Below are 11,233 nucleotides of genomic sequence, written 5' to 3' on the forward strand. Positions count from 1 at the left end.
ACCAGGCGTATTCTTCCGCAACCATCGCCCTCTGTCAGTGGTACGTCGCAGCGCAGGGCCCGCGGGGCGCCGGCTCAGCGGGGCAGGCGCAGGACGAGCATGGCGACGTCGTCGTCGTTGTCGCCCGGCCGCACCCCCGACAGCAGCAGGTCGCAGAGGGAGTCCAGGGGCCGCCCGACCAGCCCGGCGGCGTAGGCGGCCAGCTTGTCGAGCCCTTCGTCGAGGATGCGGCCCGGCGACTCGATCAGCCCGTCGGTGTAGAGCAGCAGCGTGGAGCCGGGCGGCAGCTCGACGGCGGCCTCCGGCCGCGGCTCGCGCAAGCCGGTGCCGAGCAGGAGGCCGTTGCCGTCCTCCAGGTAGCGGGCCCGCCCGTCGTGCCCCACCAGCAGCGGCGGCGGATGGCCCGCGTTGGTCCAGCGCAGCGTCCAGCGGCCGGACGGCCCGGGCTCTAGCCGGGCGAGGACCATGGTGGCCATGACGGGCTGGACCATCCGCGTCACGGCCTGGTCGAGCCGGTCCACGATGGCGTGCGGCGGCTCGTCCTGGCCGCCGGCGTACGCGCGCAGCATGTTGCAGACCTGCGCCATGCCGGCGGCGGCGTCGAGGTCGTGGCCGACGACGTCGCCGATCACCAGGGCGGTCGCGCCGCCGGGGAGGGGGAAGGCGTCGTACCAGTCGCCGCCGACCTGCGAGGCGCGCGGCGCGGGCCGGTAGCAGGCGGTCATCCGCAGGCCGGGCACCGACGGGAGCTGCGGCAGCAGGTGACGTTGCATGGTCTCGGCGACCCGGCGCTGCCGCTCGTACAGGCGGGCGTTGTCCAGCGCGAGGCCGGCCCGGCGCGCGATGTCCTCCACCAGCAGCAGCTCGCTCCGGGTGAACGCCTCGGCCTGGGAGGCGCGGCCGAGGGTCAGCGCCCCGACCGTCTCCCTGACGCCGCGGATCGGCGCGATGCTCGCCGAGTGCATGCCGGTCGCCTGGAACAGCTCCTGCTGGACGACCGCGAGGGCCGAGTCGGGCCGTCCCCGGTAGGTCCCGGGCCCGGCCAGGGCCCCGGTGACCCCGCGCAGCGCCCGCGACAGCGGCATCGAGGACGCCTCCGGCACGGGCGGCATGGCCCTCTCCAGGTCCTCGTGGTGGACCAGCTCGCCGTTCTCGTGGTGTACGACGAGCTGCCGCACCACGCCGCCCTCCTCGGTGAGCAGGTCCACGACCGCCCAGTCGGCGAGCAGCGGCACCACCAGCCGGACGAGCTGGCGCAGGATCTCCTGGACGTCGAGGGTGGAGGTGAGGGTGGCCGTCGTCTCCGCGAGCAGGGCGAGCCGGTCCAGCTCCGACATCGGCCCCTCGGCGTCGGCCGCCCACGGGCCGGGGAGCGCGGCCGGGTCGACCTGGTGGAAGATCACCAGCGCGCCCCGCTCCCCCGGCGCGAGCTCGCAGGGTGCGACGGTCCAGGCCATCGGCAGCAGGGAGCCGTCGCCGCGCTCGAACCACGCGAGCTCGCTGTGCAGGGTGCGCCCGGACAGGAACGCCTGCCGCACCATGCACCGGATACGGGGGATCGACCCGCCGCGGCTGTCGCGGTGCAGCAGCTCGTGGGCGTCGCGGCCGAGCAGGTCGGTGGCCCTGCGGCCGACCAGCCGCTCGGCCTGGGCGTTGACCGCGACGATGAGGCCCCGGTCGTCCACGACGTACATGCCGGCATCGGCGAGCTCGGGCAGCCGCCAGGCCGGCCAGTCCGAGGCCGTCCGGCCCGGCGCCCGACCGCTCTCCACGCGCTCGTCCTCCGCCTGCCCGTCCTCCGCCTGCCCGCCGTCTGTCCGTACGTCCTCCGTGTGCGTGGCCCGCGGGCCGCTCCTGTCGCCGGCACCGTCCATGGTCCGGATCTCCTTCGGCTCACCTCCCGCTTCCACTACCCGCCCGGCCTGAGCCCATTACCGTCGGCTGCGCCCGCGTGACGCGGTGTCGCCGTGGCGCTACTTCTTCCGTGGAGCGTCGTAGACGCCGACGGCCCAGGCGCCCGGCTGCTCCCTCACCTCGGCGGCCAGGCGGTCGCGCACCTCGGGATCCATCAGCGCCCGTGCCTGGTCGATCTCGGCGCAGCCGGTCGGGTCGCAGCCGGCGGCCGGCTTCATCACCTTCCTGATCGGGGCGTCCGCGGGGAAGACCCAGATCTCCAGGGACTGGGGGCGCTTCAGCCAGCCGGACGGCGCCGACAGCTCGTCGTGGTGCCCGCCGCCGCCCCTCTCCCCGCACCGTCCGGTCGTGCCGCCCGGCTCCCCGCTCTTGGTGGCGATGATCGTGACGACCCAGGCCCGCGGGTCTTCGCAGACCACCCTGTACGCGGTGTACTTGCTGACCGGGGAGAAGGTGACGGTCCGGGAGGCGCCGACCGTGGAGAACCGCTCGGTGTGGATGAGCGGCAGCTCGAACCGTTCGGTGAACAGCACCACCTTGTACGTCGGGGGCGGCTCGGGAACGCGGCCCATCCTGGCCGTGTCCGCAGGCCGGCTCGCGGTCATCGAGACCGGCGGCGCTTCCTGCCGGACGATCGGGAGGGTGAACACCAGCGTGACGGCGGCGGCGAGCGCGCCGCCCGCGGCCAGCGCCCGGCGGACCCGGCGGATGCGGCGGCCCCGCCGGACGATCGCGTCGAGGCTCACGGCCGGCTCGCCTCCCGCCGGGTGGTGGCCGCGCTCGTCGAGCAGCGCGCGCAGGTCGCTTTCCGTGTGGCTCATCGCGAGGTCCTCTCCAACGTCATGGTCTGGATGTCCGGATCGACGCGCAGCCGGGTGAGCGCCCGGCCGAGCTGGCTCTTCACCGCTCCCAGCGAGCAGCCGACGATCTCGGCGACCTGGGCGAGCGTCCGGCCCTCGAAGTAGTGCAGGACGATCACCGCGCGCTGGCGCGGCGACAACGTGCCGATCGCGTTCCACAGCGCGGCCCGGTCCTCCAGCAGGGCGGCCGGGTCGTACGGGTCCGCCGTGTCGGGCAGCGTGGCGGCCGGGATCTCGCCCCGCCAGCGCCGTCTCCACCAGGAGGAGTGGGTGTTCACGATGATGCGGTAGACGTACGGATCGGGGTTGCCCTCGATCCGCCGCCAGGCGAGCCACGCCTTGGCCAGCGCCGTCTGCACCAGGTCCTCGGCCGTGCCCCAGTCCCGGGCGAGGAGGTATGCCATCCGGCACAGGCGCAGGTGACGCTGCGCCACGTACTCGGCGAACCCGTCGTCCATCAGTCAGCTCCGTCTTGTCGGTTCCGCCGATGACTACCGGCCGGGACGGCGTTTCGGTTGACAGCGACTCGCGGATGTACATGCCTTTTAGGGCCTTCTGGGCTATGGTCACCGGTATGACGGGACCGTGGCGGAGTGCACCCGGGGCCATCGCACGTCTCGGCGTGATGGGCCTGGTTCTGCTGGCCATGGTGCTCATGGTCTGCACGAACGCCGGCTCTCCCGCGGGCGCCGCGCACGCGTCGGCGTCGGTCTCCCACTCCGGCTGGACCCCCGACGGGCTGGACGCCCGCCTGTCGAGCCTGCCGCCCATGCATCACGTCACCGCCCGCGAGCTCCACATGCTGTCGCTCTGGCCGCGCGGTGACCGCGCCGCCGACGCGCACATGGCGCTGCTGCCCGGGCCGTGCGCCGAGGCGGCCGCCCTGCGCGGCCCCCAGCAGCTCGGCCACTGCGCCGCAGGCTCGCGCAGTCCGCCCCTGATCTGACCGGTTCCCGCCCTACGTTCTGCGTTCCTTCCGGGCCGCCCGCCGTTCGCGGGTCGTGGCCCTTCCCCGTGGTTTCCCCTTCCGAGAAGGAGCCGATCTTCGTCATGGCCGGCGTTGGATCCCTTCACGACCTCATGCGGCACTACGACCAGCACCTGGAGCGGCTGGAGAGTCTGCGTACCCTGCTGCACGACCAGCTCGCCGCCGCGGGACGCCTCCGGGACTCCCGGTCGGCGCGACGGGCGGCCGCCATCGAGGCGGCGCTGGAGCGCATGGACCGCGGATGCTACGGCACCTGCCTGCGATGCGGCGCGCTGATCCCGTTCGAGCAGCTCATGCGGCGGCCCCAGCGCCGCCACTGCGACGGCTGCGCCGAGACCCCGACCCGGGCCGCCTGACGGCCCGCCGGTGACCGGCGGCTGTACTCGGGACCGTCGCGCTCGTCTCGCGCGCCCGTCCCGAGTACAGCCGCCGGAAAGATCGTGATACGTTCGGCGTCGCCGTGCATCGCCCGCGACCTGAGGAGGTGAGACCGATCAACGTTGTGACAGATCGGGGCTCCCTCCCTCGCATGGCCTAGGGAGCGCCCGCAGCAGTCATCCCGAAAGGCATGAACCGCTTTGCGCTTCACTCCTGCGACGTCGTCGGACGGCGTCACCGAACGATCGTTCACCCTCGGCGAGATCCCCGGCGTGCTCTGGACGCCGCAGGACGCCACCGGCCCCCGTCCCCTGATCCTGATCGGGCACGGCGGCGGGCAGCACAAGAAGGCTCCGGGCGTCGTGGCCCGCGCGCGGCGCTTCGCCGCCGAGGGCGGCTTCGCGGCGGCCGCGATCGACGCGCCCCACCACGGCGAGCGGCCGAAGACGGAGGAGTTCGCCCGGATCACGGCCGGGCTGCGGGCCGGCATGGCCGCGGGCGAGGACGTGAGCGGGCATCTCGCCACGATGCACACGTTCCTGGCCGGGCAGGCGGTGCCCGAATGGCGGGCGGTCCTCACCGCCCTGCGGGAGCTCGACGCCGTCGGCGACGGGCCGGCGGGCTACTGGGGCATGTCGATGGGCTGCGCGCTCGGCGTCCCCCTCGTCGCCGCCGAGCCGCGGATCGGCGCCGCGGTGCTGGGTCTGCTCGGCGCGGACGGGCTGGCCGAGAACGCCGCGAAGGTCGCCGTCCCGGTGCTGTTCCTGCTCCAGTGGGACGACGACAGGGTGCCACGGGACCAGGGCCTGGCGCTGTTCGACGCCCTGGCCTCGCCCGGCAAGACGCTGCACGCGAACCCCGGCGGGCACGGGGAGATCCCCGAGCCGGAGACCGGCAGCGCGCTGCGGTTCTTCGCCCGGCACCTGACGTAGGGCCTTCCGGCCCCGCCTCCGGACGCGGGCGTCAGGGGGCGGGGGTGGCGGAGGCCGGCACCGGCGCCGGCCGCCGCAGGTGCACGGTGGCGGTGGTGCTCGCGGGGGTCTCGGCCGGCGCCGGGGGCTGCTGCGGCTCGGCGCGGTGCCCCTGGCAGTAGCCGTTGCTGACGATCAGCCGGCCGCGCGCGGCGGTGTAGGCGCTGTTGTCGGGAGCGATGAGCACGCCCTGACAGGTGGGGCAGACGAGGGGCTGGTCGGCGGTCATGGTGGCCCTTTCGGTGAGGGAATCGTCGTACGGGCATGCGATCAGGAGGGCTTTTGCCCAGGACACGTCGGGTCACACCCGGCGCTTCCGCATCCGTCGCCGTCCCAGCGCGTTCGGGAGGCGCGCCACCTCGCAGTATGCCCCGCGAGCCGGCCTTGCGCGGCGCGCGGGGCGCGGGGCGGCTAAGGATCGTCATCCCGTGAGTACGTTTCCTTACATCCCACGAGGGACAACTTCTCCCGTGGGGCGGGGGGTCGGCGCCGCCAAGGTGATATTCATCTCAACTCCGACAAGCCGTACCAATTACTGAGATTCGCCGTGAAAACGGACCTAGCGTCCGGCCGTCACGACGGGGACGGCTCGGCCGCTGCCGGGGCCGTGCGCGGCAGGACGGCCCCGGCGATGAGCACGGCGGCGAGCAGCAGCCCGGCGGCCAGGGTGAGCCCGATCGCGTACCCCTCCGCGAGCGCCGCGGGACCGGCCGCCCCGCCGGCGCGGCCGTACGCGACGGTCCCGAGGCCGGCCAGCCCGAGCGCGGCGCCGAGCTGACGTGAGCTGTTCAGCAGGCCCGACGCGGTGCCGCTCTCGTGGGCCGCGACGCCGGCCGTGGCGGTGGAGACGACCGGCCCGAGACAGAGCCCGAACCCGGCGCCGGCGACCACCGAGGGCCCGAGGACATCGGTGAGGAAGGCGCCGTCCGGGCTGATCAGGCCGAACCAGGCGAACCCGGCCGCGGTGAGCAGCCCGCCGAACACCATGAGGGCCCGCGGCGCGAGCCGGTAACCGAGCCGCACGCCGAGGGCGGCGCCCGCGGCCACGGCGAGCGCGAACGGCAGGAACTGCAGCCCGGTCAGGGCCGGCCCGGTGCCGAGCACCCGCTGCAGGTAGAGGGAGACGAAGTAGAAGGCGGCGGCCATGGCCGCGCCGAGCAGGAGGTTGTAGGCGTTCGCGGCGGCGACCGAGCGGTTGGCGAACAGGCCGAGCCGGATCAGCGGCTCGCGGGCGGTGGTCCGCTCGACGTGCGCGAACGCGGCCAGCAGCGCCACGGCGACGGCCAGCGTCACCACGGTGACCGGCGAGGCCCACCCGTGCTCCCCTGTGCGTACGACCCCGAACACCAGCAGCGTCATGCCCGCCGTGACCAGGACCGCGCCGAGGACGTCCGGCCGCCCGCCGCGCACCGGGGCGGGGCCGGCCGCGACCCGCCAGGCCAGGGCGAGCGCGACCGCCGCCATGGGCACGTTCACGAACATCACCCAGCGCCAACCGGCGTACTCGGTGAGCAGGCCGCCGATGAGCACGCCGAGCGCGCCGCCGGCGGCGTTCGTGGCGCTCCACACCCCGAAGGCCCGCACCCGCGCGCGTCCGGCGGGGAACGCCGCCGTCAGCAGCGCGAGGGCGGCCGGGGCCAGCGCGGCGGCCCCGACGCCCTGCGCGGCGCGGGCGGCCACCAGGTGGCCGGGCGCCTGGGCGAGACCGCCGAGCAACGAGGCGAGGCCGAACAGGACGAGCCCCGACAGCAGGACCCGCTTCCTGCCGTACCGGTCGGCGGCCTTGCCGCCGAGGAGCAGCAGGCCGCCGAAGGTGAGCGCGTAGGCGTGGATCACCCAGGTCAGGCCCACGCCGCTGAAGCCGAGACCGGCCGCGATGCTCGGCAGCCCGACGTTCACGACGGACAGGTCCAGGGACACCATGAACTGCACGACGGCCACCGCGGCCAGGGTGATCCCCGGCCCGGCTCTTCTCATGGACTTTTGGAACATGTTCCGAAAGTAGCACCGCAGGCGCCCCGCCGTCGACACGCGAACGGGGACACCAGAACGGGACGCCAGAATGGGACGGTGTCCGGAACCGAATCGTCGCGCGGCCGCACCGGCCGGCCGCCGCTCACCTCCCGCGAGCAGATCCTGGCCGCGGCCCGCCGCATCATCGACAGGGACGGCTGGGAGAAGCTGACCGTCCGCCGGCTGGCCGCCGAGCTGGGCATCGGCGCGACGACCGTCTACCACCACGTACGCGACCGCGAGGACCTGCTGATCCAGCTCCTCAACCAGCACGCCGACCAGACCCTGAGCCCCGACCTGCCCGCCGAGCCGCGCGAGCGGATCGTGGCGGCGGCCGTCGCCATCCACGACTCCCTCGCCGCCTGGCCGTGGGCGGCGGAGGTCCTCACCACCGACGGCTTCCTCGGCCGCCTCGGCGAATCAGCGCTGCGGATGGTGGAGGCGGTCGTGGCCGGCGCCGTCGACCACGGGTGCACGCCGGAGCAGGCCGTGCACGTCTTCCGCGCCATCTGGTACTACACCGTGGGCGAGATCCTGGTCCGCACCCACTCGGAGGGGCGGCGGCCGGCCGGCGACGGGCGGCCCGCCTTCTTCGCCGGCGCCGACCTGTCGCGGCTGCCGCGCCTCGCCGCCCTGGGCGATCAGTGGCCGGCGCTCGCCGCGCGCGACACCTACCGGGAGGCGCTGCGCGCCTTCGTCGACGGGCTCCTCGCCCAGGCCACCGCGACGGCACCCTGACCCTTGGCATCATAGATACAAGCATGTATACATGCCGGTACGCTGGGCGTATGCCTGATGCCGTCGCCAAACGCCCCTCCGCCGCCGAGGCCGCGTACACACTGACCAAGGAGCTGATCCTCTCCGGCGAGCTGCCCGGCGGCAGCCTCATCAGCGAGGGCGAGATCGCCGGCCGGGTCCAGGTGAGCAGGACCCCGGTGCGCGAGGCGTTCCTGCGGCTGGAGTCGGAGGAGCTGCTGGCGCTGCACCCCAAGCGCGGCGCCGTGGTCGTGCCGGTGCCGCCGGGCGAGGCGGCGGACGTGCTGGAGCTGCGGCTGGCGCTGGAACGTTCCGCCGCCGAGCGCATCGCCCGCACCGGCCTGGCCGCCGGGCACCTCGACCGGATGCGCGAGCTGCTGCGGCGGCAGCGCGCCCTCGCCACGGCGGCGGACGTCGGCGGGTTCGCCGCCGCCGACGAGGCGTTCCACCGGTGCGTCGTGGAGGCGTCGGGGAACCGGCTGGCCGGCCGGTTCTACGCCACGCTGGGCGATCGGCAGCGCCGGATGAGCGTGTCCGCGCTGGGGCCCAGGCCGGAGCGGCTGTCGCTGCTGGCCGACGAGCACGAGACCCTGCTCGGCCACCTGGTGGACGGCGACGCCGCCGCCTTCGGCGCGGCACTGCTCGCCCACCTCACCGCCACCCACGGCTCCCCCACCACCGGCTGACGCCCGTCCCCCTCCGGACCCAGCCGCCCGCCCGTCCCCCTGCCGGCCCGGCCATCCGCTTGCCCTCTTTCCAGACCGGCGGTCCGCCCGTCCCTCTTTCGGCCCGGCCGACCGCTTACTCCCTTTCCGGCCCGGCCGTCCGCTCGTTCCCGTGAAAGCCCTTTCTCGCATGCTCCGTAACCCTTCGTCCGTACCGCCCCGGCCGACCGCCTGGCGGGCCGTCGCGCTGGCGATGTTCGTCTGCGGCTGGGGCGGCAACCAGTTCACGCCGCTCCTGCTCATGTACCGCCGGCTGGGCGGCTACTCGGCGCTCAGCGTCGATGCCTTCCTCGGCGCGTACGTCGTGGGCCTCGTCCCCGGCCTCCTGCTCGCCGGGCCGGTGTCGGACCGGCGCGGACGCCGTCCGGTGCTGGTGGCGGGCACCGCCGCCTCGGCCGTCGCGAGCCTGGTGCTCTGCTTCGGCGGCGGGAGCGCCTGGCCCATCTACGCGGGCCGGCTGCTCACCGGCGTCGCCGTCGGCATCGCCATGGCTGTGGGCACGAGCTGGGTCAAGGAGCTGTCCAGCGGAGCCGACCGGGCGCTGCCGGCCCGCCGCGCCTCGCTCTGCCAGACGGCCGGGTTCGCGCTCGGCGCGGGGGTGGCGGGCGCGCTGGCGCAGTGGGGGCCGTGGCCGATGGTGACCCCGTACGCGGTCCACGTCCTGCTCACCGCGGCGGTGCCGGTGCTGCTCCTGAGGGTGCCGGAAACTCGGCCGCCGCTCCGGGGCGCGGTCTCCCCGCGGCGGGGCCTGCTGCGGGCGCTGCCGGCGGATCTGCGTGTCCCCGCCCCGGCCAGGAGGCGGTTCAGGCTGGTGGTGCTGCCGATGGCGCCGTGGGTGTTCGGCTCGGCGGGACTCGCCTACGCCGTCATGCCGCAGCTCGTCGGCTTCCGCGTGGGCGACTGGGGCCTCGCGTACGCGACCGGCCTCACCGTCCTGACCCTCGGCATGGGCCTGGCCGTGCAGCCCGTGGCCAAGAAGCTGCACGCCGCGGCCCGCGCCGGACGCGCGCCGGTGGCGGCGATGACGGCGATGCTCGCCGGCACGGCGCTGTGCGCGGCGAACGCGGTGCTGCTGTCCGCCTGGCTCGCCGCCGCGGCGGCGGCCGTCCTGGGCGCGGCCTACGGCATCGCGGTGGTCTCCGGCCTGCTGGAGATCCAGCGCATGGCCGGCCCGGACGACCCCGCCGGGCTGACCGGCGTCTACTACACGCTCGCCTACGCCGGATTCCTGCTGCCCGCCCTGCTCGCCTCCCTGTCGGCGTGGCTGTCGTACCCGGTCATGCTGACCGCGGTGGCCGGTGCGGCGCTGCTCTGCCTCGCCCTGGTCGCGACCGGCGCCCGGGTGACCGCGCCCGCAGGGACGAGCGGGTAGGACAGGCGGCCCGGATTTCCGGTCTCCACCTGCGGACGCGCATACATTGCACGCTTTACGTGAAGAGAAGCGCCATGGACACCAGCCCCCGCGGCGACACTCCGCTGCCGGACCTGCTCGACGCCACCCCCGGCCTGTGGGTGGACGACCGCGAGGAGGACGACCCGGTGCTGCTGCGCGCCGACGGCCGCCCGGTCGACACCTGGCGCCAGCACTATCCGTACGGCTCCCGCCTGTCCCGCGACGAGTACGAGCGCGACAAGCGGCTGCTGCAGATCGAACTGGTCAAGCTGCAGTACTGGATCAAGGACACCGGGCAACGGCTGGTGATCCTCTTCGAGGGACGCGACGCGGCCGGCAAGGGCGGCACGATCAAGCGGTTCACGGAGCACCTCAACCCGCGCGGCGCGACCGTCGTCGCCCTGGAGAAGCCGAGCGAGCGCGAGCGCGCCCAGTGGTACTTCCAGCGGTACATCGCCCACCTCCCGGCCAGGGGGGAGATCGTGCTGTTCGACCGTTCCTGGTACAACCGGGCGGGCGTGGAGCGGGTCATGGGGTTCTGCACCGAGGAGGAGTACCTGGAGTTCATCGAGCAGACGCCGCGGCTGGAGGACCTGCTGGTGGAGTCGGGGCTGCACCTGGTCAAGCTGTGGTTCTCGGTGTCGCGGGCCGAGCAGCGCACCCGCTTCATCATCCGGCAGGTGGACCCGGTCAGGCAGTGGAAACTGTCGTCGATGGACCTCGCCTCGCTGCACAAGTGGGACGACTACACCCGGGCGAAGGAGGACATGTTCCTGCACACCGACACCGAGCGCGCCCCGTGGACGGTCATCAAGAGCAACGACAAGAAACGCGCCCGGCTGGAGGCCATGCGGCACGTGCTCAGCCTCTTCGACTACGAGGGCAAGGACCGCGAGGTCGTCGGCACCCCGGACCCGCTCATCGTGATCTCGGCCGGGGACATCTTCGACGAGGACCACACCCTGCCGGACTCCCCGTAGCCCCCATCGGCCCGTCGAGCCGAGTGTCCGGCCGATGCTGGATGTCCGATAAGTTCTCTTTCGGCCATGCCTTTGCTCACTCCCGGAGGGTCGATGCCGGTGCGCGGAACGCTGCTGATCGCGGCTCTGGTCGGGAGCCTGGCCGGCTGCGCCGCCGTCCCCGGACGCATCACCTGGCCCGCCGGCGACTCCACCTCCGCCCCGGCGACCCGGCCCGCGACGCCACCGACCCCGGCCCCCTCCCCCTCCCCCTCC

The 11,233-nt window shown here is 74.1% G+C and carries 12 protein-coding genes; 7 read left to right on the forward strand and 5 right to left on the reverse strand.

Annotation, left to right across the window (positions count from 1 at the left end; all coding sequences use genetic code 11):
• Positions 1-74: 74 nt before the first annotated feature.
• The 3 genes from BMW85_RS26200 to BMW85_RS26210 all read right to left on the reverse strand — a co-directional run bounded on the left by BMW85_RS26200 (position 75) and on the right by BMW85_RS26210 (position 3,232).
• On the reverse strand, positions 75-1,874 hold the full coding sequence (locus BMW85_RS26200; protein ID WP_091086272.1) for a SpoIIE family protein phosphatase: 1,800 nt from the start codon (positions 1,872-1,874) through the stop codon (positions 75-77).
• A 99-nt stretch (positions 1,875-1,973) separates the two neighbouring features.
• Positions 1,974-2,735, reverse strand: a complete 762-nt coding sequence (locus tag BMW85_RS26205; RefSeq protein WP_091086274.1) for a hypothetical protein — start codon at positions 2,733-2,735, stop codon at positions 1,974-1,976.
• Entirely contained in the window at positions 2,732-3,232 is a 501-nt protein-coding gene (locus BMW85_RS26210; protein ID WP_091086276.1) for a SigE family RNA polymerase sigma factor, read from the reverse strand. Before BMW85_RS26210 ends, BMW85_RS26205 begins: the two co-directional genes overlap by 4 nt.
• A gap of 116 nt (positions 3,233-3,348) precedes the next feature.
• Here BMW85_RS26210 and BMW85_RS26215 point away from each other — a divergent pair, with 116 nt between their 5' ends.
• The 3 genes from BMW85_RS26215 to BMW85_RS26225 all read left to right on the forward strand — a co-directional run bounded on the left by BMW85_RS26215 (position 3,349) and on the right by BMW85_RS26225 (position 5,072).
• On the forward strand, positions 3,349-3,720 hold the full coding sequence (locus BMW85_RS26215; RefSeq protein ID WP_143082407.1) for a hypothetical protein: 372 nt from the start codon (positions 3,349-3,351) through the stop codon (positions 3,718-3,720).
• 104 nt (positions 3,721-3,824) lie between these two features.
• Positions 3,825-4,118: a TraR/DksA C4-type zinc finger protein gene (locus BMW85_RS26220; protein ID WP_091086282.1), complete on the forward strand. Its 294-nt coding sequence runs from the start codon at positions 3,825-3,827 to the stop codon at positions 4,116-4,118.
• A gap of 222 nt (positions 4,119-4,340) precedes the next feature.
• Complete coding sequence (locus BMW85_RS26225) at positions 4,341-5,072, forward strand: dienelactone hydrolase family protein (protein ID WP_091086284.1); 732 nt, start codon at positions 4,341-4,343, stop codon at positions 5,070-5,072.
• 31 nt (positions 5,073-5,103) lie between these two features.
• Here the strand turns inward: BMW85_RS26225 and BMW85_RS49735 are convergent, their stop codons facing one another.
• Positions 5,104-5,340, reverse strand: a complete 237-nt coding sequence (locus BMW85_RS49735; RefSeq protein ID WP_091086286.1) for a hypothetical protein — start codon at positions 5,338-5,340, stop codon at positions 5,104-5,106.
• Between the two features lie 344 nt (positions 5,341-5,684).
• On the reverse strand, positions 5,685-7,103 hold the full coding sequence (locus tag BMW85_RS26235; RefSeq protein ID WP_177240891.1) for an MFS transporter: 1,419 nt from the start codon (positions 7,101-7,103) through the stop codon (positions 5,685-5,687).
• A gap of 78 nt (positions 7,104-7,181) precedes the next feature.
• Here BMW85_RS26235 and BMW85_RS26240 point away from each other — a divergent pair, with 78 nt between their 5' ends.
• The 4 genes from BMW85_RS26240 to ppk2 all read left to right on the forward strand — a co-directional run bounded on the left by BMW85_RS26240 (position 7,182) and on the right by ppk2 (position 10,978).
• Positions 7,182-7,862: a TetR/AcrR family transcriptional regulator gene (locus tag BMW85_RS26240; RefSeq protein WP_091086291.1), complete on the forward strand. Its 681-nt coding sequence runs from the start codon at positions 7,182-7,184 to the stop codon at positions 7,860-7,862.
• A 50-nt stretch (positions 7,863-7,912) separates the two neighbouring features.
• A complete protein-coding gene (locus BMW85_RS26245) occupies positions 7,913-8,566 on the forward strand; it encodes a GntR family transcriptional regulator (RefSeq protein ID WP_091086292.1) in 654 nt (217 codons plus the stop codon).
• A gap of 169 nt (positions 8,567-8,735) precedes the next feature.
• Positions 8,736-9,977 (forward strand): MFS transporter, encoded by a 1,242-nt coding sequence (locus BMW85_RS26250; protein ID WP_091086295.1) that lies wholly within the window; start codon positions 8,736-8,738, stop codon positions 9,975-9,977.
• A gap of 74 nt (positions 9,978-10,051) precedes the next feature.
• Entirely contained in the window at positions 10,052-10,978 is a 927-nt protein-coding gene (gene ppk2, locus BMW85_RS26255; protein WP_091086297.1) for a polyphosphate kinase 2, read from the forward strand.
• Positions 10,979-11,233: the final 255 nt, after the last annotated feature.

Source organism: Nonomuraea wenchangensis, assembly GCF_900111685.1.
Lineage (GTDB): Bacteria > Actinomycetota > Actinomycetes > Streptosporangiales > Streptosporangiaceae > Nonomuraea > Nonomuraea wenchangensis.

Bases quoted from the DNA above. Each gene is read 5' to 3' on its own strand.
- BMW85_RS26200 (WP_091086272.1), bottom strand. From the start codon at position 1,874: ATGGACGGTGCCGGCGACAGGAGCGGCCCGCGGGCCACGCACACGGAG.
- BMW85_RS26215 (WP_143082407.1), top strand. From the start codon at position 3,349: ATGACGGGACCGTGGCGGAGTGCACCCGGGGCCATCGCACGTCTCGGC.
- BMW85_RS26220 (WP_091086282.1), top strand. From the start codon at position 3,825: ATGGCCGGCGTTGGATCCCTTCACGACCTCATGCGGCACTACGACCAG.
- BMW85_RS26245 (WP_091086292.1), top strand. From the start codon at position 7,913: ATGCCTGATGCCGTCGCCAAACGCCCCTCCGCCGCCGAGGCCGCGTAC.
- BMW85_RS26235 (WP_177240891.1), bottom strand. From the start codon at position 7,103: ATGTTCCAAAAGTCCATGAGAAGAGCCGGGCCGGGGATCACCCTGGCC.
- BMW85_RS26210 (WP_091086276.1), bottom strand. From the start codon at position 3,232: ATGGACGACGGGTTCGCCGAGTACGTGGCGCAGCGTCACCTGCGCCTG.
- BMW85_RS26250 (WP_091086295.1), top strand. From the start codon at position 8,736: ATGCTCCGTAACCCTTCGTCCGTACCGCCCCGGCCGACCGCCTGGCGG.
- BMW85_RS49735 (WP_091086286.1), bottom strand. From the start codon at position 5,340: ATGACCGCCGACCAGCCCCTCGTCTGCCCCACCTGTCAGGGCGTGCTC.
- BMW85_RS26205 (WP_091086274.1), bottom strand. From the start codon at position 2,735: ATGAGCCACACGGAAAGCGACCTGCGCGCGCTGCTCGACGAGCGCGGC.
- ppk2 (WP_091086297.1), top strand. From the start codon at position 10,052: ATGGACACCAGCCCCCGCGGCGACACTCCGCTGCCGGACCTGCTCGAC.